General features: G+C 42.6%; 20 protein-coding genes. 17 read left to right on the top strand and 3 right to left on the bottom strand.

Translation table 11 applies throughout. The features are described from left to right. The first annotated feature begins 16 nt into the window (after positions 1–16). From ureG to OMP94_RS04030, 5 genes are all read left to right on the top strand, one after another. Complete coding sequence (ureG, locus tag OMP94_RS04050) at positions 17–625, top strand: urease accessory protein UreG (protein ID WP_266276283.1); 609 nt, start codon at positions 17–19, stop codon at positions 623–625. A gap of 23 nt (positions 626–648) precedes the next feature. Further along, positions 649–1,218: a HupE/UreJ family protein gene (locus OMP94_RS04045; protein ID WP_266276281.1), complete on the top strand. Its 570-nt coding sequence runs from the start codon at positions 649–651 to the stop codon at positions 1,216–1,218. Positions 1,219–1,402: 184 nt separating this feature from the next. Continuing rightward, positions 1,403–4,810: an ATP-binding protein gene (locus tag OMP94_RS04040; RefSeq protein ID WP_266276279.1), complete on the top strand. Its 3,408-nt coding sequence runs from the start codon at positions 1,403–1,405 to the stop codon at positions 4,808–4,810. Beyond that, complete coding sequence (locus OMP94_RS04035) at positions 4,803–5,747, top strand: response regulator (RefSeq protein ID WP_266276277.1); 945 nt, start codon at positions 4,803–4,805, stop codon at positions 5,745–5,747. Before OMP94_RS04040 ends, OMP94_RS04035 begins: the two co-directional genes overlap by 8 nt. Positions 5,748–5,858: 111 nt before the next feature. Beyond that, positions 5,859–6,905, top strand: coding sequence for an NADP(H)-dependent aldo-keto reductase (locus tag OMP94_RS04030; RefSeq protein WP_266276275.1), 1,047 nt, complete (start codon positions 5,859–5,861; stop codon positions 6,903–6,905). On the opposite strand, the gene OMP94_RS04025 is transcribed toward OMP94_RS04030, so the two are convergent. After that, entirely contained in the window at positions 6,902–7,477 is a 576-nt protein-coding gene (locus OMP94_RS04025) for a MarR family winged helix-turn-helix transcriptional regulator (protein WP_323135052.1), read from the bottom strand. The two genes, OMP94_RS04030 and OMP94_RS04025, sit on opposite strands and share 4 nt — an antisense overlap. Before the next feature lie 267 nt (positions 7,478–7,744). Between OMP94_RS04025 and ectA the strand changes: the two genes are divergently transcribed. The 5 genes from ectA to OMP94_RS04000 all read left to right on the top strand — a co-directional run bounded on the left by ectA (position 7,745) and on the right by OMP94_RS04000 (position 12,470). Continuing rightward, positions 7,745–8,263 (top strand): diaminobutyrate acetyltransferase, encoded by a 519-nt coding sequence (ectA, locus tag OMP94_RS04020; RefSeq protein ID WP_266276273.1) that lies wholly within the window; start codon positions 7,745–7,747, stop codon positions 8,261–8,263. Between the two features lie 41 nt (positions 8,264–8,304). Then, positions 8,305–9,639: a diaminobutyrate--2-oxoglutarate transaminase gene (gene ectB, locus OMP94_RS04015; RefSeq protein ID WP_266276271.1), complete on the top strand. Its 1,335-nt coding sequence runs from the start codon at positions 8,305–8,307 to the stop codon at positions 9,637–9,639. A gap of 69 nt (positions 9,640–9,708) precedes the next feature. Then, positions 9,709–10,110, top strand: coding sequence for an ectoine synthase (locus tag OMP94_RS04010; RefSeq protein ID WP_266276269.1), 402 nt, complete (start codon positions 9,709–9,711; stop codon positions 10,108–10,110). Positions 10,111–10,146: 36 nt separating this feature from the next. Then, positions 10,147–11,589, top strand: a complete 1,443-nt coding sequence (locus OMP94_RS04005; protein WP_266276267.1) for an aspartate kinase — start codon at positions 10,147–10,149, stop codon at positions 11,587–11,589. Beyond that, entirely contained in the window at positions 11,574–12,470 is an 897-nt protein-coding gene (locus OMP94_RS04000; RefSeq protein ID WP_266276265.1) for a TPR end-of-group domain-containing protein, read from the top strand. Before OMP94_RS04005 ends, OMP94_RS04000 begins: the two co-directional genes overlap by 16 nt. Positions 12,471–12,472: 2 nt before the next feature. On the opposite strand, the gene OMP94_RS03995 is transcribed toward OMP94_RS04000, so the two are convergent. Next, entirely contained in the window at positions 12,473–13,018 is a 546-nt protein-coding gene (locus OMP94_RS03995) for a chalcone isomerase family protein (protein WP_266276263.1), read from the bottom strand. After that, positions 13,015–13,575 (bottom strand): nuclear transport factor 2 family protein, encoded by a 561-nt coding sequence (locus OMP94_RS03990; RefSeq protein WP_266276261.1) that lies wholly within the window; start codon positions 13,573–13,575, stop codon positions 13,015–13,017. Before OMP94_RS03990 ends, OMP94_RS03995 begins: the two co-directional genes overlap by 4 nt. A gap of 141 nt (positions 13,576–13,716) precedes the next feature. On the opposite strand from OMP94_RS03990, the gene OMP94_RS03985 reads away from it, so the two are divergent. The 7 genes from OMP94_RS03985 to OMP94_RS03955 are packed head-to-tail and all read left to right on the top strand — an operon-like array spanning position 13,717 to position 20,219. After that, positions 13,717–14,622 carry an acyl-CoA desaturase gene (locus OMP94_RS03985; protein WP_266276259.1) on the top strand — a complete coding sequence of 302 codons (906 nt, stop codon included), beginning with the start codon at positions 13,717–13,719 and terminating at the stop codon, positions 14,620–14,622. Continuing rightward, positions 14,619–15,881 carry an NAD(P)/FAD-dependent oxidoreductase gene (locus OMP94_RS03980; RefSeq protein WP_266276257.1) on the top strand — a complete coding sequence of 421 codons (1,263 nt, stop codon included), beginning with the start codon at positions 14,619–14,621 and terminating at the stop codon, positions 15,879–15,881. The genes OMP94_RS03985 and OMP94_RS03980 overlap by 4 nt, the downstream gene beginning before the upstream one ends. Continuing rightward, the gene (locus OMP94_RS03975; protein WP_266276255.1) at positions 15,871–16,647 is read left to right on the top strand and encodes a DUF1365 domain-containing protein; all 777 of its coding nucleotides are present in this window, start codon (positions 15,871–15,873) and stop codon (positions 16,645–16,647) included. The genes OMP94_RS03980 and OMP94_RS03975 overlap by 11 nt, the downstream gene beginning before the upstream one ends. Continuing rightward, positions 16,644–17,909 (top strand): SAM-dependent methyltransferase, encoded by a 1,266-nt coding sequence (locus OMP94_RS03970; RefSeq protein WP_266276253.1) that lies wholly within the window; start codon positions 16,644–16,646, stop codon positions 17,907–17,909. The genes OMP94_RS03975 and OMP94_RS03970 overlap by 4 nt, the downstream gene beginning before the upstream one ends. After that, entirely contained in the window at positions 17,842–18,438 is a 597-nt protein-coding gene (locus tag OMP94_RS03965; protein WP_266276251.1) for a DUF2878 domain-containing protein, read from the top strand. The genes OMP94_RS03970 and OMP94_RS03965 overlap by 68 nt, the downstream gene beginning before the upstream one ends. After that, complete coding sequence (locus tag OMP94_RS03960; protein WP_266276249.1) at positions 18,425–19,198, top strand: DUF1295 domain-containing protein; 774 nt, start codon at positions 18,425–18,427, stop codon at positions 19,196–19,198. Before OMP94_RS03965 ends, OMP94_RS03960 begins: the two co-directional genes overlap by 14 nt. Beyond that, entirely contained in the window at positions 19,185–20,219 is a 1,035-nt protein-coding gene (locus OMP94_RS03955) for an SAM-dependent methyltransferase (protein WP_266276247.1), read from the top strand. The genes OMP94_RS03960 and OMP94_RS03955 overlap by 14 nt, the downstream gene beginning before the upstream one ends. Position 20,220 lies beyond the last annotated feature (1 nt).

The raw sequence follows: 20,220 nt of genomic DNA, 5'->3' as shown, positions 1-20,220 counted from the left end.
TTGAGAGACCGTTAAGATGAAAGAACCTTTACGCGTAGGTATTGGTGGGCCAGTTGGCTCAGGCAAAACCGCTTTAACATTAGCTTTATGTAAGAAGTTACGTGATAAGTACAACATTGCAGTCGTCACCAACGATATTTACACCAAAGAAGATGCGGAGTTTTTAACACGCAACGAAGCTTTGTCTGCCGATCGTATTATTGGTGTTGAAACTGGCGGTTGCCCGCATACGGCCATCCGTGAAGACGCATCCATGAATCTTGAAGCGGTTGCTCAGTTAAGCAAACGTTTTGATCCATTAGAAATCGTATTTGTTGAGAGTGGTGGTGATAACTTAGCAGCGACGTTTAGCCCTGAATTATCCGATCTGACTATCTACGTTATTGACGTATCGGCTGGTGAGAAGATTCCACGTAAAGGTGGCCCGGGTATAACCAAGTCAGATTTGCTCGTCATTAATAAAACCGATTTAGCGCCATTGGTTGGTGCGTCATTAGAAGTGATGGATCGTGATGCTAAACGTATGCGTGGTGAACGACCTTTTGTATTTAGTAATTTAAAAGCAGAAGACGGGCTGGCAGATATTATTGCCTTTATTGAAAAGCAAGGTTTGATGTTGAACTAACCGCTCAACCAAGAGAGGAAAAAATGAAAAAATCTTTTTACACACTGCTGGCGGCCTTACTTTTTCCAAGTATCGCATTAGCGCATCCGGGCCATGATATTGCTAATTTTGCAGGGGGATTTAGTCATCCATTCACCGGCATTGATCATTTGCTTGTGATGCTGGCGGTTGGTTACTGGGCGGGTAAGTCGCAAACAGCAGCCAAGTGGCAAGTGCCTGTTCAATTCACCTTGTTTATGTTGGTCGGTATCGTTCTTGGCGCGGTATTAACTGGTATGGCATTTGTTGAATTGGCTATCGCGGTGAGTGTTTTAGCAATGGGCTTAGTTATTTTGTTAAACACGCAAATTAATACGGTAGTTCAATTGATTTTAGCGAGTGTTTTCGCGGTTTTACATGGTTTTGTTCATGGCCAAGAAATGATTGCTACAGGCGGTGGTTTTGCTGCGGTTGGCGGCATCATCCTAGCGACAATGTTGTTATTAGGAGCAGGTGTTTATCTTGCGACGTTTAAAAATACGATTGGCTTATATCTCCAACGTGGTTTGGCCACGCTGTTAACCCTAAGTGGCACCTATTTGTTGTTCACTTAAAAAGGAAAGTTGGTGCCGGGGCTATTGCCCCGGTATTCACTATAAAACGATCTATACGTAATATTACGTAGATAACGTAAACCTACGCATACGTTATGATGCCATTGGATGAATGAATGTCATCCAATAGTGATTTTTCTGGTTGCTATTCTTGTAACTGGATAAAACTAATCAGGAAGTCATCTTGAGTAACAATGATGCTTTGATGGAATCATCAGAACATAATGCACCGCAACGTATTGTTAAAATTCGCCGTGATTACAATACTTGGGTTGCGAACGAAACGCTGGAAGATTATGCGTTACGATTTACGCCACATGCTTTCCGTAAGTGGTCAATTTTTCGTGTCTCCAATACCGCTTTAGGCGCCATTTCCTTTCTGGTTTTAGAGGTTATCGGTGCAGCACTTGCCGTTAACTTTGGCTTTGTGAATGCCTTTTGGGCAATTCTGACTATCAGCCTGATTATTTTCCTTACCAGCTTGCCAATCAGTTATTACGCAGCAAAGTTTGGTTTAGATATGGATTTGCTAACCCGTGGTGCGGGTTTTGGCTACATTGGTTCGACCATATCCTCATTTGTCTACGCGACCTTTACCTTCATATTATTCGCATTAGAAGCCGTCATCATGGCTTATGCGTTGAGTATGTATTTCGATTTTCCCATACAGGTTTGGTATCTGATCTCCGCCGTTGTGATCATCCCGTTGGTAACCCATGGTGTGACGCTGATCAGTCGAATTCAGATGATTACCCAACCGGTTTGGTTGTTCTTAATGATATTGCCGTTTGTCGTTATTTTTATCAAAGAACCAGAAACCGTCAGAGGGGTAATAAACTTTGCGGGTGCGTCTGGTTACGACAGCGGCTTTAACATCTATATGTTTGGTACGGCTATCGCTATTGGCATGGCTTTGATCCCTCAAGTTGGTGAGCAGGTCGACTTTTTGCGTTTTATGCCAGAAAAAACGAAAGAAAACAGACTGCGTTGGTATTTGGGTGTTATTGCTGCTGGCCCAGGTTGGGTTTTTATCGGCATGATCAAAATGTTTGCTGGGGTGTTACTCGCCTATTTAGTCATTACGGCCAGTCAATCTGCTCAAGAGGCAATTAATCCAACCTATATGTATCACACAGCATTTAGCTATGTGTTTGATAATGCTGATGTATTACTGGCTGTGACGGTGTTTTTTGTTGTTTTATCTCAGATAAAAATCAACATTACAAATGCTTATGCTGGCTCACTGGCCTGGTCTAACTTTTTCGCTCGTTTAACCCATAGCCATCCGGGGCGTGTTGTCTGGCTATTATTCAACGTCATGATTGCCACGATGTTGATGTTGTTGGATGTTTTCGAGGCCTTAGAACAAATCCTCGGCTTGTATTCCAACATTGCGATTTCTTGGATAACGGCCGTGGTTGCTGACTTGGTTATCAATAAGCCGCTAGGTTTAAGTCCTAAAGGTGTCGAGTTTCGCAGAGCATACTTATACGACATTAACCCGGTCGGTGTCGGCACGATGGCAATAGCATCGATATTGTCAGTGTTATCGTTTGTCGGAATTTTCGGGATTGAAGCGCAATCATTTTCTTCATTTATCGCGATGTTTACAGCGTTAATTTGTTCGCCATTAATCGCTTGGTGGACCAAGGGAAAATATTATTTAGCGCGTAAACCTCATCAATTTCGTCCGGCAAAAACGAAAGAAGTTTGTAGCATTTGTGATCGTGAATATGAGGTGGATGATGTTGCTTATTGTCCAGCCTATCAGGGTGCTATTTGCTCGTTATGTTGTTGCCTAGACGCTCGTTGTAATGATGCCTGTAAACCTCATGCTAAGTTGGACTCACAGTTCCAGTCATTGATGACTAAGATTTTGCCGAGGTCGCTTTGGGGCTATATTCAAAGTGGGGTTGGTCATTACATCTTGCTGATGACTATGACAGTGTCATTTTTAGCCGCCATTTTTGGTCTTATCTATCTGCATATTTCGCTGACAACCACCGCCAATATTGCCCATATACTGCCAGAGATTCAGGTTGGCTTTTTAAAAGCCTTTTCGGCGATGGTGCTTGTCAGTGGCATCATTGTTTGGTGGTTATTGCTTACCTCACAAAGTCGCCATGTCGCCCAACAAGAGTCAATTCACCAAACCAACTTGTTACAGCGCGAAATTAAACTTCATGAATTAACTGACGCAGAGTTACAAAGTGCTCGTGTGGTTGCCGAGCAAGCTAACGAAGCGAAAAGCCGTTATATCACTGGGATAAGTCATGAGCTTAGAACGCCGCTAAATAGTATTTTGGGCTACGCCCAATTATTGGATAACAAAGCGGAAATTGAGGCAGATAACAAAAATGCCATCAAAGTCATTTTACGAAGTGGCGAGCATCTGTTGTCATTAATTGAAGGCACGTTAGATATTGCCCGTATTGAGAGTGGTAAGCTTAAGTTTGATACTAAGTCGTTACATTTTCCTGATTATATTCAACAGATTATCAGTATGTTTGAATTGCAAGCGATCAACAAAGGGCTCACCTTTGAGTACGACATCAGCTCTGATTTACCTCAGGTTGTACGAGCCGATCACAAACGTTTAAGTCAAATATTGATTAATGTTATCGGTAACGCTGTTAAGTATACGGAGCAGGGCGGCATTAAATTACGTTTGAAACATGCCCGTGAGTTTTTATCGATAGAAGTCGAAGATACTGGGCCTGGTATTAAAGCGGCAGAGCTGGAAAAAATATTCGAACCATTCGTTCGTGGCAGTGCAGCGAGAAATGTAGGCGGAACAGGGTTAGGGCTGACCATTTGTAAGCTGCTTACTGAACTGATGGGCGGTGTGCTGTCGGTGAAAAGTGAAGTGGGTGTTGGCACAATATTTAATATTCGTTTGTTTTTGCCATCGGTTCGCGTTGAAGGTGATTTACCCGTCATTACCAATCAAATGCCTGTGGGATATAAAGGCCCTCGTCGGCGAATTTTAGTGGTTGATAATGAGCCTGTTGATCGAGAGTTACTGGTTAATGTCTTATCACCATTAGGTTTTGAAGTGAAAGAGGCCGCATCTGGCGCAGACTGTATTCGTATTTATCCCGACTTTAATCCTGAAATCATATTTATGGATTTGGCCATGCCAGAGATGGATGGTTGGGAAACCATTCACCTAATCCGTAATGTGCATAAATCTAAGGTAAAGATTGGCATCATTTCAGCCAATGCGTTTGATAAAAACTTGGAAAATGATTCGGGTATTCGTGACAAAGACTTTATCCTGAAGCCGGTTAATTTATTCGAGCTAATTAGTTGGTTAGGTGAGCGCTTAGAATTAGAGTGGATTAATAAGTCTGACGTAGTTGAAGCCAAAGCCATTGATGCCCCTTATCAACTGCCACCAAAAGCAACTTTAAAAGAACTTCTGGAGATGATTAACCTTGGCTATCTCGTAGGTGTGAGACAATTAATTAAAGATATTGAGCTACAAGAGCTTGCCTGTAACCGTTTTATCAGTGAAGTCAGTGATATGGCGGCCAAATTTCAATTAAGTAAGATGAAAAAGTTTATCGAAGAGCAGTTAGAGAATGTCTGAGAGTGTAAATAGTTACGTTGTTCTCGTTGTAGATGACTCATTAGATACGCTGGCACTCTTACATGATGCTTTAGTGGAGTCAGGCTATACCGTCATGGTGGCTGATAATGGTGAGTCTGCAATCCAAATCAGTATGGATGCGAGTCCAGATCTGATTCTATTAGATGCTTTAATGCCTGAGATGGATGGTTTCACCGTTTGTAAACAATTAAAGAAAGATCTTAATACGCGACATATTCCCGTTATCTTTATGACGGGGTTAACCGAATCTGAGCATGTGGTTGCCGGTTTCGCTGCGGGCGGTATTGATTATGTGACAAAGCCGCTGAGTCCGATTGAGGTTATTGCGCGAATTCAGACCCACCTTAAAAATTCAAAACTGATTAATCAGACGCAAAGTGCATTAGATGCGTTTGGTCAGGCTGCTATCGCCGTGTTGCCCGATTCGGGCAAAGTGGTTTGGCAAACACCTCTCGCTCGACAGCTGATGGGTAATTATCTGGAGACAGATGATCAAGGTATGCAACCAGAAACGCCTGAAGCACTGCGTAATTGGGTCAACCAGTTACATCAAGGTGGAAAGGCTAGAATCAGTCCGCTGATAATCAATAACCCAAGTGGACGACTGATTTTTACAGCAGCAGATTTGCACAGTGAAGATCAGTGGCTGATCCTACTTCGTGAAGAGTCTGAAACCGCTCAAATCGAAGCATTACGTGCGGTGTTTAATCTCACTAATCGTGAGTCTGAAGTTTTGCATTGGGTGATTCTGGGTAAAACCGATAAAAGTATTGGTGAGATTTTAGGTACTAGCCCTAGAACCATTAATAAACATATGGAGCATGTGTTAACCAAGCTTGGCGTCGAAACACGTACTTCAGCAGCATCGCTTGCAGTAAATAAGTTACGCTCGGTGAGTGGCAATAATATTAATTAGCCATACTGCCTTTCAAATAGACTTTCACCGTGACTTTCTATTAAGCTGCCTTACAAATGTGCAGTGATTCATGGCTGTATAACGTCTTAAAATTCAAAACTAAGAAGTAATATGAAATTTAATCAATTAGGCCAAACCAACCTACAAGTCAGTGAGATTTGTTTGGGCACCATGACGTTTGGTGAACAAAACACGCAAGCCGAAGGCTTTGAGCAATTAGATTATGCTGTTGCCCAAGGCGTGAATTTTATTGATACCGCAGAGCTATATGCCATTCCACCAAAAGCAGAAACCTATGGTGCCACCGAAAAAATCGTTGGCAATTGGTTGAAACAACGTGGCAAACGTGATGACTTCATTATCGCGAGTAAAATAGCGGGGCCAGGGCCTGATTGGATCCCACATATTCGTGGCGGTCAAAGTCGCTTTGATGCGGCAAATATTGATAAAGCGTTGAACGATAGTTTGGCGAGACTGCAAACAGATTATTTAGATTTATATCAATTACACTGGCCGGAACGTCAAACCAATTACTTTGGAAAGTTAGGCTTTAAAGATCCAACTGATGAGCCAGAAATGACATCTGTCGCTGAAACGCTCCAAGCACTTCAAAAACATGTTGATACCGGGAAGATCCGTCATATTGGTTTATCCAATGAAACGCCTTGGGGCATCATGTCGTTTATCAATGCTGCCAAACTTTTAGATCTGCCATTAATTGCTTCAGTGCAGAATCCTTATAGTTTATTAAACCGCACGTATGAAGTCGGTTGTGCCGAGATTAGTTATCGAGAAAAGGTCAGTTTGCTGTCTTACTCGCCACTTGGTTTTGGTGTGTTATCGGGTAAGTATTTAGACAATCAAGCACCAGATAATGCACGCCTTAATTTATGGCCACATTATGCGCGCTATAGTAATGAGCAAGCAGTTGCCGCTACACGGGCTTATGTTGATTTAGCTAATGAGTTTTCGTTAGATCCCTCTCAAATGGCATTAGCTTATGTAAATAGCCGTTCCTTTAATGCTTCAACCATTATTGGGGCAACCACAATGGCGCAGCTAAAAAACAATATCGCCAGTGCAAACCTAGAGTTGTCAGAAGACGTATTGGCTAGGATTGAAGCGATTCACCAACAACAGCCGAATCCATCACCTTAGTTTTTTGACTCAGGGCTGGCATCTTGTCTATCAAGTAAGCCACCCACATCAAGTACAGGGGAGGCATCGATATGTTGTGCATCCATCATCTGAGCAACACGTTTTAGCGACGAAATAATCATCGTCTGTTCCCATTCCTGCAACTTACTAAACTCACGCGTGAACCGGTCCTGTAAGGGGATCGGTGCATTTTTGAGCATTTCTAGTGCGGCATCTGTGAGGTAGGCATGGACTTTTCGTTTATCGGTTAAAGAGCGTTTACGATAAACCAACTCACGTTTTTCCAATCTATCCAAAATAGTGGTAACGGTTGCCTGACTCAGGCTCATGTCCGTTGCCAATTCACCAATAGTGACTTGGCCTTTATCACGCAGCGTTTGCAACAGCAGAATTTGCGGGGCAGTCAGGCTGGTTGTCTTAACCAAATATTTAGAGTGCAAATCAGTTGCACGTATCACGCGCCGTAAAGCGACCAACACTTCTTCAATGTGATTCAACAAATGTTCCTTTTCAGAATTACTGAGACCCAGATCATCAATCTGCTCAGTATTTATTTGTAATTGATTCAGCATATTGTCCCACTTTTTCTAGGTTTGGTTACAGCATCAATTCGATTTACTGCACGTCCTCACAAACTTAATCACTACTATATTCTAATGACCTCTTTAAAGATGCCATTTAAAAATCCGATTTGGTTTTTAATAATGTTTAGTGTACTATAGATTTAACTTGATTGCTAACATGCTGTTAAATAATAAATATTAAGATTTAATGACAGTTTTTGTGATTTTTTAATTAAATAATTTAATTGTTCTATAAATAATAGAGTTAAATAAATAATGACACAGCCAAAAGCGAAAACGCTTGATATCGAACTTGTGCAACCTAACGCTGAGTTAGGTGCTTCAGTTCACCAACTAATTGAAAATTGCCCACCACTAGATACCAATTCAATGTATTGCAACTTGCTGCAAGCCAGTCACTTTGCTGAAACATCAGTAGCGGCATTATTAGATGGTGACGTAGCAGGTTTTATCTCTGGATACCGTTTGCCCCAGCAGCCCGACACATTATTTGTTTGGCAAGTCGCGGTGGGTGAGCGAGCCAGAGGACAAGGTCTGGCAACCAAAATGATCAAAAGTATTTTGGCAAGACCATCTAACCAAGACATCAAACGTATCGAAACAACAATTACGCCAGATAACAAGGCTTCATGGGCTCTTTTTGAAGGTTTGGCACGTAAGCTCGATACCCAAATCGATAGTGACGTTCATTTCGATAAAGACAAACATTTTGCCGGCCAACATAAAACGGAAATGTTGGTGAAAGTTGGCCCTTTCAAAGCTATTAACGCCTGATCCGGTCAGGCGCTACCCGTAATATAACTTAGGAGAAATTTATGAAAATTTTTGAAGAGATTGAATCGGAAGTTCGCTCATATGCGAGAGCATTTCCACGGGTGTTTGACCGGGCTCAAGGTGAAATCATCTATGACTTAGATGGTAACGAATATATCGACTTTTTAGCTGGTGCAGGTTCGTTGAACTATGGTCACAACCATCCTGCGTTTAAAAAGAAACTGCTTGAATACATTGAAAGCGATGGTATTACCCAAGGTTTAGACTTACACAGCCGTGCTAAAGGTGAGTTCTTAGAAAGCTTCAATGAAAATATCTTAAAACCACGTGATTTAGATTACGTGGTGATGTTTACCGGCCCAACAGGTACCAACGCCGTTGAAGCCGCTTTAAAAATTGCGCGTAAGAAAACAGGCCGTGAAAACATCGTGTCGTTTACTAATGGCTGGCATGGTCAAAGCTTAGGTTCACTGTCGGTTACAGGTAACTCAACTCACCGTGGTGGTGCTGGTATCGCGTTACATGGTTCTACTCGTATCCCTTACGATGGCTACTTAGGTGACGATTTTGATACTACTAATCTGTTAGACAAAATGTTGTCTGACTCAAGTAGTGGTGTTGATAAACCTGCAGCAGTCATTGTTGAAACAGTACAGGGTGAGGGCGGTATTAACGCAGCATCTATGACTTGGTTACGTAGTTTGTCAGATGTTTGTAAGCGTCATGACGTATTGCTGATTGTTGACGATATCCAAGCAGGTTGTGGTCGCACAGGTACATTCTTCAGTTTCGAAGAAGCGGGTATTTACCCAGATATCGTGACTTTATCTAAATCTTTGAGTGGTTACGGTTTGCCATTTGCCGTCGTGCTAATGAAACCTGAAGTTGACCAATGGTCACCAGGTGAGCACAACGGTACGTTCCGAGGTAACAATCATGCGTTCGTCACTGCAAAAGCAGCTATCGATACGTTTTGGAAAGACGATACCTTTGCCAAGGAAGTACAGCGTAAAGGTCAATTTATCGCCGACCGCGTTGACGAAATCGTTGCCAAATATGGTGAAGGCAACTTTAACTCACATGGCCGTGGCATGTTCCGTGGTATCAACTGTGTTAATGGTGAATTAGCTGGCCAAATCACGCGTAAATGCTTCCAGAAAGGCCTCATTATCGAAACTAGTGGTGCGGATGATCATGTTGTGAAATTCCTGTGCCCACTAACGATCAGTGATGAAAACCTGAAGAAAGGTATTGAAATTCTGGAGCAGTCAATCAAGGAAGTATGCGCTAAAGCTGACACTATCCCTGAAGAAAAAGATTTCTTCGAAGGCGATTACTCAGTCAGTGAAGAAGTGAGCAAAGCGAACAACGGTTAATGGCCCAACTCTCCTCGCGGCGGCCAGTCGGCCGCCTGCGTTTCATAACTAAATTAATGGGAGACAAAAATGATTGTCAGACAACTACAAGAAGCCGAAAAAACAAATCGTCGTATCGTTTCACCAGATGGTAACTGGGAAAGCACACGCATGCTGTTGAAAGACGACAACATGGGCTACTCATTCCACATTACGACTATCTATGCGGGCGCTGATTTCCGTATGCATTACCAAAACCATTTAGAATCAGTGTATTGCATCAGTGGTGAAGGTGAAGTTGAAACACTGGATGACGGCAAAGTTTACAAAATCACACCGGGTACGCTTTACAACCTGAACCTACATGACCGTCACGTGCTGCGTGCATTTAAAGAGTTGAAACTCGCTTGTGTGTTTAACCCACCATTAAACGGTAAAGAAGTCCATAACGCCGAAGGCGCTTACGAGTTGGATGCTGAAACCGTTGCCTGATCTTTTAAAACAAACAAAAAGACGAAAGAGTCCTTTATGAGTTTTCATACCGTTGAAAAAATAGGCGGCACCTCGATGAGTGATTATGTTGCGGTGCGCGACAATATCATTCTCAAACCAGTACACGAAGAAAGCCTGTACCAACGTATCTTTGTAGTATCTGCTTATGGCGGTATTACCAATCTGTTGTTAGAACACAAGAAAAATGGGCAGGCAGGTGTTTATGCTGAGTTTGCCAACAGCGTCAATGATGACAGCTGGCAGGAGGCTTTAGATAAGCTGAAAGTTGAAATTTTGGCTATTAATAAGAATCTGTTTGGTGAAACTAAGCTAGCGACTGAAGCTGATGAATTTATCATTGAGCGTTTAGATGATGCTTATCGTGTATTAGCTGATCTGCAACGCCTATGTCAGCATGGTCACTTTGCTCTAGATCAGCACTTGGCAACCGTGCGCGAAATGTTAGCTAGTATCGGTGAAGCACATAGCGCTTGGAATACAGCGAAACTGCTCAAACAAGATGGCATTAACGCAGTATTTGTTGATCTGACAGGTTGGCAAACTGACAAACATATGACACTGGATGCACGTATTGAGAAGGCTTTTGCCAAGATTGACTTGGCAACGCAGCTACCGATTGTGACAGGTTATGCCCATAGTGAAATTGGTTTGATGTCGACGTTTGATCGTGGCTACAGTGAGATGACATTTAGTCGAATTGCTGTTCTGACAAAAGCCAACGAAGCCATCATTCATAAAGAGTTTCATTTAAGTAGTGCTGATCCGCGACTAGTGGGTGAAGACAACGCCGTACCGATTGGCCGCACTAATTATGATGTGGCTGATCAGTTAGCGAATTTAGGCATGGAAGCGATTCATCCTAAAGCTGCCAAAGGTCTGCGTCAGAATGATATTCCACTTCGCGTGCGCAATACGTTCGAGCCAGAACATGCGGGTACGCTGATTACGGGTGATTATGTCAGCAGTAAGCCATGTGTTGAGATCATCGCAGGCTGTAAAGGTGTCTTTGCTTTTGAAGTCTTTGATCAGGACATGGCTGGCAATATCCATCAATATGATAATGAGATCTTGAGTCAGATTCGTCGGTTCAAGGCGCACATTATTTCTAAGGATATTAATGCCAATACCATTACCCATTACCTTTCAACCAATCTGAAGACGATTCGTCGTATTCGTGATGCGTTGACTGAAAGTTTTCCGGAAGCGGAGATCAATCAGCAGAAGGTATCAATTGTCTCGGCGATTGGTAGTGATATGAAAATTCCTGGTATTTTGGCTAAAACGGTAGCGGCATTAGCTGAAAAAAATATCAGTGTATTGGCAATGCATCAGTCGATGCGTCAAGTTGATATGCAATTCATTATTGATGAAGATGATTATGGTGATGCGATTAAGAGTTTGCATAGCCATCTGGTGGAAGTGCATGACCATGGACGAGCAATATGTCTAGCCGGTTAATAGCCCTGCTGATGTTTTTGGCGACACCTGTTTTGGCGGATGACTCGCCAGTACAGGTCACGCCATTGCCTGATGCACAAGTCGCTGAGTTTGAAGCCGAAGTTGAGGCTTTAAATGAGCCGCTCTATTCACCGTTTATTGAGCGATATGTTTTAGATGAGCTTAAACAACTGCGAACAGATATGGCTGCACAGCGTCATGAAATGATGCAGCAAGTCGTTGATAGAGAAATTAACGCAGTAGATAAAGCGGTAAGTTACTCAACCAATACGGTCACTTATTTCTTTTATCTGATTGCCGGGGCAACATCGATTTTGGTGTTGGTTGGCTGGACATCAATTCGTGAAATTCGCGAGCGTGTTCACTCACTGGCTGATGAAGAAATTTCTAAGTTGGTAAATCAGTATGAGCAACGATTACATGCGATTGAGCAACAGCTAAATCAAAAAACGCTGCATATCGAAGAAAACCGCGAGGAAATTGAGCGTACCCAAGAACTGCAATCTTTGTGGTTGCGCGCAGCTCAGGAACATAGTGCTGCCCATAAGATTGGCATCTACGATCAGATCTTGAAGATTAAGCGTGATGATTGTGAAGCCTTAACCTACAAAGCTGATGCGGTATTGGAATTGGGTGAGCCTCAATGGGCTTCAAACCTTTGTCATCAAGCGTTATTGATTGATCCAGAAAATAGCCATGCGTTTTATCAGCTTGCCTGTTCATATACGGCGCTAAGCCAATACGAAGAAGCCTTGTTCTACTTGAAAGAGGCCATTAGCCGCAGCGAAAGTTATCGTGAGGAAATTACGCAGGATCCCGCTTTACAGCCTCTACAAGAACACCCTGGATTACAGAAAATCTTGTTCCCAAGCGGAGAATAAACTTAACGATTTAAAGCGCCCTGGAGTAGGGCGTTTTTCATTGCGTTACTAAAAGGATCTTTGCCAAACCAGATCCGAAAATAGATACCCGCAAGTTCAGCTGAATTGCTCTGACTGAGCTGTCGGTTATTTTTGCTCAAAACCAATCCGGTCGCCTCTGACCAACCAATGTCATAACGTTCGCCATCAGCAATAGCTTGGTAATTAGCATTAAATGCATTTAAGTCGCTTTGTATCGCCTGATATTCCACTTGAGCCGTATTACGTTTAATCAACACATCCGATGATTCAATAAAATCATCGCCATCAAAGGCACGTTCATACTTAAACGTTAAATGAACTGGTTGTGAGGTGAGTGTGTCGGCCGTCACTATGGCACAATCTTTGGCATACAAAGCCACATCCCCAAGGTTAAAAAGCATTTTCTTCATGGGTGTTTGTGAACATAAAGTCAGTGTTTGTGCCCCAAGCTGATAATGCGGTTCAAACTCAGCTGCATGACTTTGGGCTGCGGCTAACATCAGTAACAGAAAAAATTTGGCTCTCAAAGCTTGCTCCTAACATGTCTTAAACCAAGACCAATAATGGGCAAGTGTTGATAAAACGCGTCAGCACCATCCCAATAATCCTGATGCAGAATGATTTTTCCATCATCATTAAATCGTAAATGGGTGATACCAATGGAATTACTTTCAACCATTTTTCCCATCACAGTAAATGCCATATACATTGTCCATCGGACATAAACTTCGTTATCACTTCTGGCAATATCTTGAATTTCAACCTCTAGTGCATCAACGTTTATACCCGTTTCGGTGAGATAGTTGATGAGCGTCTGCTTATGTCTGATGGTGCGAAATGTATCGTTAAAATAAAACCTGTCGGCATAGAGCTCCTCTACAAGGCTAGCCAGTTTGTCGCTTTGAATATTGGCAAAAATACGACTGAAATCAGCTACTGTATTGTTATTGACGGCGACAGGCGTCGTATCTTTGAGTGATTGCTGGTAAGCGTCAAAGTACGCTGATTGATTAGGTTTGTTACTACAAGAACCTAAAAGGACAAGTAAAAACGGTAGGGAGATGTATAACTGCTTAATCTTCAAAATCACGTCACCGAAACAGATTTAATTGCTACCAGTTAAACTGCTGACTTGTGAAAATGCGGTGAAAACAAAGCAGGCTGGGCTTTCACATACAATTCACGTACACCACTCTACATTGCACTCACACATGAGAGTTTCCAAATGAAATCAATAATTAGATGGTTCGATAACGGCACGGCGTATACCCCCGCACGTTCGGGCAACCGTCAAGTTGATTGGCTACGCATCATTCCGTTCATTGCACTACATTTGGCTTGTTTAGCAGTGTTCTGGGTGGGGATTTCTGCGACAGCAGTTGCGATTGCTATCGCCTTATATCTAATACGTATGTTTGCTATTACGGCGTTTTATCACCGTTATTTTTCTCATAAAGCATTTAAAACTTCACGCCCTGTGCAATTTATTTTTGCCTTACTCGGCGCTAGTGCAACACAACGTGGGCCATTGTGGTGGGCTGCTCATCACCGTCAACATCACCGTCATGCTGATAAAGACACTGATCCACATTCACCTAAACAAGGTTTTTTATGGAGTCATATGGGCTGGTTTTTGTCAGACAGTCATTTTCAAGCTGACTATGAACTCGTCACGGATTTACGTAAGTATCCAGAGCTTCGTTGGTTAGACCGATTCGATATTTTTGTTCCAGTGTTGCTGGCGGTTGGTTTATTCGTGTTGGGTGAGGTTTTGGCTTATCTGCAACCAGAGCTTGGAACAACGGGAGGCCAGCTATTGGTCTGGGGGTACTTTGTATCTACAGTGGTTTTGATTCACGCGACGCTTTCGATTAATTCATTAGCGCATCGCTATGGTAAGCAGCGTTATCAAACAGGTGATGAAAGTAGAAACAATGCTTTTTTAGCATTACTCACCTTAGGTGAGGGCTGGCATAACAATCATCATCATTATCCCGTTTCGGCTCGTCAGGGATTTTACTGGTGGGAAGTGGATATCAGTTTTTATCTCTTAAAATTAATGGAAAAGGTTGGGCTTATTTGGGGAATAAGAACAGTCCCATTAACTCGCCGTGAAGTGAGAACGTCATGAAAATAGCAGTTATTGGTGGCGGTATCTCAGGACTCACAGCTGCCTATTACTTGGGTAAACAGCATCAGGTGAGTTTGTTCGAAGCGGGTAATTATCTAGGTGGTCATACCGATACTCATGAACTGACCGTAGCGGGAAAAGTCTATCCCATTGATACCGGATTCATTGTGTTTAATAAACAGAATTATCCTAATTTCAGTCGCTTATTGGATGAACTTGATGTTAAAAGCCAACCTACGACGATGAGCTTTAGTGTCACAAATTTACTCTCAGGGCTAGAGTACAACGCTACTGATATCAACCGCCTTTTCTGTCAAAGACGCAACTTGATAAATCCAAAGTTCTATCGAATGATTTGGGATTTAGTACGTTTTTATAGAGAGGCGCCAAAGCTACTCAAAACAGATGATGATTCGCTAACCTTAGGTGACTATCTGAAACTTAATAAATACAGCCAAGTGTTTATTAATGATCATCTATTGCCTATGGCATGTGCGTTATGGTCGGGCCCAAGTATCTCTATTAAGGCATTTCCAGCACGCTATTTTGTTCAGTTTATGCATAACCACAATATGTTAAACCTGACAGCACGACCTGAATGGCGAGTCATTAGTCATGGCTCAAAGCGTTATGTCGAAAAGCTGGTTAACAAATCGAATGCCGAGTTTCACACCAGTGCTGTTGTGCAAAGTGTCAGTCGTGATGCAAATGGTGTGACATTACGGGTTAATGGCGAAACAACACGCTTTGATAAAGTCATTATCGCAACCCACTCAGATCAAGCTTTACGTTTATTAGATAAACCGAGCAAAAGTGAGATAGAAATTTTAGGGGGCATTGGTTATCAGCAAAATGAAATGCTGTTGCACTCTGATAAGCAAATTTTGCCCAGTAATCACAATGCATGGGCCAGCTGGAATGTTCGTGTCTCTCCGGATCTGGCAACACAATGCACAGTCAGTTATCACATGAATACGCTTCAGGATATAGATGCACCGCTGGAATTTATTGTGTCACTTAACAGTAAGCATTTAATTAATCCAGCCAAAGTCTTTCTGAGCAGGCGTTACTCGCATCCGATGTATAACGCATCGACATTAAGTGCCCAAAAACGTTGGACAGAAATCACAGGCTTACAACATACCTATTACTGTGGTGCTTATTGGGGCTGGGGGTTTCATGAAGATGGTGTGAAAAGCGCTCTACGTGTTATCGAGGCATTAGGTGAAACAGCCGAGGTAGTCACTGATGCTGCCTGATGGTATTTATCAAGGCTGGGTTCAACACCAGCGTTATTTACCTAATACGCACCGTTTCCAATATCCGGTTGCCATGCTGTTAATGGATTTAGATAAGCAGCCAGCACACTTTGCAAAATCACGCTTTTGGTCACTTGAGCGTTTTAACCTTATAAGCTTTTATCGTCGTGATTACTTGCAGCATCCAGCCCAAGAGTTAAAAACGGCTGTATCGAAACTGATTGAAGAAAGTTATAACGAGCCATTTGTCGGACAAGTTCAGGTGTTGACGCATCCCCGTTATCTGGGCGTCATTTTTAACCCGGTAACATTTTACTTTTGCTCATCTGATGGCATCCTCAAGTATATCGTGGCTGAAATTAATAATACGCCATGGAACGAGCGCCATGCTTATGTGCTGCAAGTAAGCGGTCAAACACAGCCATTAACGTTTGATTTTGACAAACAGTTTCATGTTTCACCATTTATGCCGATGGCAATGCACTATCAGTGGCAGTTTGAACTAGAAGAAGATGCTATTTGGATCAATATGCAACTTAATCAAGATGATGAGCCGCAGTTTGATGCCACATTAAAGATGCAGTTTCAGCCATTTACGGCAAAAAATATGCGTCGACTGCCGCTACGTTTTCCTATGCAAACGTTGGCCGTGCTATGGCGAATTTATTGGCAGGCATTTCGTCTTTGGTTAAAGAAAACGCCATTTTTTAACCATCCAAATACGCAACAAAAACAGACAGCGTCGGCTAAGGGAGAGGACCTATGAATCGTCAGGTAACTACGGCTGATAAATTAGAGAAAGTTGGTCGAGTTGCAAGGCTATACGAAAAGCTGGTTATCAACCAACTCAGTCAAATTCGTCAGGGTTGTATCTATCTTCATACCGCAAATGCAGTTTATGAATTAGGTGATAGTGAGGCTGATTTAACGGTCAATCTTACGGTGTATGACCACCGTTTTTTTGAGGCTGTAGTCCGTGGTGGAAGTGTGGGAGCTGCTGAGGCCTATATGTCTGGTGATTGGCATTGCAGTGATTTAACTGGGTTGGTTCGAATTTTGGTTCGAAACCAAGACTTAACCGATGACATGGAGAAAGGTTTAGCTCGTGTTGCTGGTTGGCTAATGAAAGGTTGGCATTACTTTAATCGTAATAGTCATGAAGGTAGTCGTAAAAATATTGCTGCCCATTACGATCTCGGAAACGATTTATTTGAATTGTTTCTTGATCGGGACTGGATGATGTATTCTTCGGCGCTTTATTACCGAGAAGATGAATCACTCGAACAAGCCCAAGCGAATAAACTCAAACGCCTTTGCGACAAGTTAGCTTTAACTACAGATGACAACTTATTGGAAATCGGCACGGGGTGGGGTGGTGCCGCAGTCTATGCAGCGAGTCACTATGGTTGCAAAGTCACGACGACGACTATTTCTAAAGAGCAGTATGCTTACGCAACGGCAAGAGTCAAAGCCGCTAACTTAGAAGATAAAGTCACAGTTCTACTTCAAGATTATCGAGATTTAACTGGTCAGTACGACAAGCTTATTTCCATCGAGATGGTCGAAGCGGTTGGTCACCACTATATAGAAGGTTACTTTGCGAAATGTAGTCAGCTTTTAAAAGATGATGGGCTGGCAATTATTCAGGCGATTACCATTGAAGATCACCGGTATGAGCAAGCGGTGAAATCGGTTGATTTTATTAAGCGTTATATTTTCCCTGGCAGCTTTATTCCGAGTGTTACCGTTCTGACAAATGCCGCAGCTAAGGCAAAGTTAAAGCTCACCAATTTAGAAGATATTGGACCGAGTTATGCCATAACGCTGGCTGAGTGGCGAAAACGTTTTATGTCGCAGTTGGATACGGTTCGTCAGCAAGGTTATCCAGATAGTTTTATTCGCATGTGGGAGTTTTATCTTTGCTACTGTGAGGGCGGTTTTGCTGAGAGAAGCATTGCTGATGTCCATCTTTTATTTAGCAAGAACCAAAACCGTCGACCGCAATGGGTACCAGCAAGTGTTGAGTAAAAACCTCATCAACTTTGTGTTATTTCAAATTAGTTGGCTGGTGTGTGTCTTATCTGGCGCTGCGGATAATAATTTGCCAGCGATATTAATGACGATGTTTTTTGTTTTGCTGCACTTTCTGTTAACGGATTTACCGAAAACAGATGCCAAACTCATTATTGCGGCAGTTCTGACTGGAATAATGCTTGATAGTACATACTCTGTAACGGGGCTAATGGCCTATAACGCCCAAACATGGGCTCACATCGCGCCGTGGTGGATTTTATGTTTGTGGGTAAATTTTGCCCTTATTTTAAATCACTCTCTTGGCTGGTTAATCAACAGACCTTTGTTGACGGTGCTTTTTGCCGGGATCGGTAGTCCCATTTCTTATTACGCTGGCCACAAGATAGGTGCCTTAAACTGGCTGCAACCTGAAATGCTCATCATGGTTACAGCTATTACATGGGCTATTGCTGTGCCTTTACTCATGTTGTTAGCAAAGCGCTGGCGTAAACAAGAACAGGATGATGTGTATGCTCTGGTTTAGTTTGGCAGTCATATCAGTGGTGATGCTGCTTGGGTGGCTGTGGCAGCAAAAAACACAAAACGCAGGGATTGTTGATGTGCTTTGGGCATTTAGCCTGAGTGGACTAGCTTTTGTTTATGCCTTTTGGGGAGAAGGAACGATAAGCCTGAGGCTTACAGCAGGTTTCATTATGGGACTTTGGTATCTCAGACTGGGCTGGCATTTATATCAACGTGTTGTTGGTGAACCTGAGGATGGTCGATACCGGTATTTACGAAAGTATTGGGGAGCAAAAGCAGGTTTTTATCACTTTTTCTTTTTCCAATTTCAGGCCTTATTGGCTTGGGGATTTGCACTGCCAGTCTATTTATTAAGTCAAAGTGAGATATCGACATTTGCTTTGCCACAGTATTTAGGCGTCATGGTGATACTTATCGTGATTACTGGCGTGACTATCGCAGATAAGCAACTTCAAGCTTTCCGACAAGATCCTGCAAACAAGGGCAAGGTTTGTGAGCAAGGGCTTTGGTATTACTCAAGACACCCTAATTACTTTTTTGAGTGGTTACATTGGTTTGCCTATCCACTACTTGCAGTCGGCGTGCAGAACGGCATCTGGCTGTGGTTTGCGCCACTAGTGATGCTGTTATTTTTGTATTTTGTGACCGGAATTCCTTATACCGAACAGCAGGCTATTCGTAGTCGTGGTGAAGCTTATAAACGTTATCAACACACAACTAGCCCATTTATTCCCTGGAGGAAAAAACATGTCAGCCATTAACCTTGCCGAAAAAAGGTTGTTACCTGATGTAGTCATTCGCATGGGAATTAGAAGACTATTAAAGCAACGTCTTCAAGACGAGTGTGCTGATGATTTGCAGGCAGCTAGCGAGCTTAAAGCGCGTTGTATCGAGATGCTAAGACAAAGTCCTATCGCTATTGAGACTGATGCAGCCAATGAACAGCACTATGAAGTGCCTGCTGCCTTTTATAAGTTAGCGTTGGGTAAACATCTCAAATACAGTAGTTGCTGGTGGGATGATTACACGCTGTCTTTAGAGGAAGCTGAGCAAGCCATGCTTGAGCGGTATGTTGAGCGTGGCCAATTTGAAAATGGTCAGGATATTTTAGAACTTGGTTGTGGTTGGGGCTCATTAACCCTGTATTTGGCTGAACGCTTTCCGTATTCAAGAATTACTGGGGTCTCAAACTCAAACTCTCAGCGTCTGCATATTGAAAAGCAAGCTCACGAACGTGGATTGTCAAATCTTCGCATCATTACCCAAGATGTAAACCAGTTAGAACTGAATGAGCAATTTGATCGGGTCGTCTCAATAGAGATGTTTGAACATATGCGTAACTATCAGCAGCTTTTTGACAAGATCGGCAGGTGGTTACGTGTCGATGGTAAATTATTTGTGCACATTTTTTGTCATCGGAGTGTGGTTTATCCCTTTGAAACTGAGGGTGATGATAACTGGATGGGACGTTATTTCTTCACGGGGGGCTTGATGCCGTCCGCAGATACCTTGCTGCATTTTCAAGATACTTTGAAGATCGAAAAGCAATGGCTTGTGAACGGCCAACATTATCAAAAGACATCTGAAGCTTGGCTGGAAAATACGGATAAACACAGTGATGAAATCATTCAGATTTTTGATGAGCTTTATGGTAAAGGACAGGGCAAAATCTGGTTACAGCGTTGGCGGTTATTCTTTATGGCTTGTGCTGAATTATTTGGCTATCGACAGGGTAGTGAGTGGTTAGTTGGTCATTACCTGTTCCAAAAGCAGGTGAATTAAC

Origin of the sequence: Methylophaga sp. OBS3 (assembly GCF_026319325.1) — a bacterium.
Taxonomy (GTDB): Bacteria; Pseudomonadota; Gammaproteobacteria; order Nitrosococcales; family Methylophagaceae; genus Methylophaga.
The sequence above is the reverse complement of the archived record's forward strand: the minus strand, read 5'-3'. Positions and strand labels throughout refer to the sequence as shown.

What these genes read in the sequence shown, in the direction of transcription:
- ureG (WP_266276283.1), top strand. Translation starts at nt 17, where the DNA reads ATGAAAGAACCTTTACGCGTAGGTATTGGTGGGCCAGTTGGCTCAGGC.
- OMP94_RS04045 (WP_266276281.1), top strand. Translation starts at nt 649, where the DNA reads ATGAAAAAATCTTTTTACACACTGCTGGCGGCCTTACTTTTTCCAAGT.
- OMP94_RS04035 (WP_266276277.1), top strand. Translation starts at nt 4,803, where the DNA reads ATGTCTGAGAGTGTAAATAGTTACGTTGTTCTCGTTGTAGATGACTCA.
- OMP94_RS04030 (WP_266276275.1), top strand. Translation starts at nt 5,859, where the DNA reads ATGAAATTTAATCAATTAGGCCAAACCAACCTACAAGTCAGTGAGATT.
- OMP94_RS04025 (WP_323135052.1), bottom strand. Translation starts at nt 7,477, where the DNA reads ATGCTGAATCAATTACAAATAAATACTGAGCAGATTGATGATCTGGGT.
- ectA (WP_266276273.1), top strand. Translation starts at nt 7,745, where the DNA reads ATGACACAGCCAAAAGCGAAAACGCTTGATATCGAACTTGTGCAACCT.
- ectB (WP_266276271.1), top strand. Translation starts at nt 8,305, where the DNA reads ATGAAAATTTTTGAAGAGATTGAATCGGAAGTTCGCTCATATGCGAGA.
- OMP94_RS04010 (WP_266276269.1), top strand. Translation starts at nt 9,709, where the DNA reads ATGATTGTCAGACAACTACAAGAAGCCGAAAAAACAAATCGTCGTATC.
- OMP94_RS04005 (WP_266276267.1), top strand. Translation starts at nt 10,147, where the DNA reads ATGAGTTTTCATACCGTTGAAAAAATAGGCGGCACCTCGATGAGTGAT.
- OMP94_RS04000 (WP_266276265.1), top strand. Translation starts at nt 11,574, where the DNA reads ATGTCTAGCCGGTTAATAGCCCTGCTGATGTTTTTGGCGACACCTGTT.
- OMP94_RS03985 (WP_266276259.1), top strand. Translation starts at nt 13,717, where the DNA reads ATGAAATCAATAATTAGATGGTTCGATAACGGCACGGCGTATACCCCC.
- OMP94_RS03980 (WP_266276257.1), top strand. Translation starts at nt 14,619, where the DNA reads ATGAAAATAGCAGTTATTGGTGGCGGTATCTCAGGACTCACAGCTGCC.
- OMP94_RS03975 (WP_266276255.1), top strand. Translation starts at nt 15,871, where the DNA reads ATGCTGCCTGATGGTATTTATCAAGGCTGGGTTCAACACCAGCGTTAT.
- OMP94_RS03970 (WP_266276253.1), top strand. Translation starts at nt 16,644, where the DNA reads ATGAATCGTCAGGTAACTACGGCTGATAAATTAGAGAAAGTTGGTCGA.
- OMP94_RS03965 (WP_266276251.1), top strand. Translation starts at nt 17,842, where the DNA reads ATGTCCATCTTTTATTTAGCAAGAACCAAAACCGTCGACCGCAATGGG.
- OMP94_RS03960 (WP_266276249.1), top strand. Translation starts at nt 18,425, where the DNA reads ATGCTCTGGTTTAGTTTGGCAGTCATATCAGTGGTGATGCTGCTTGGG.
- OMP94_RS03955 (WP_266276247.1), top strand. Translation starts at nt 19,185, where the DNA reads ATGTCAGCCATTAACCTTGCCGAAAAAAGGTTGTTACCTGATGTAGTC.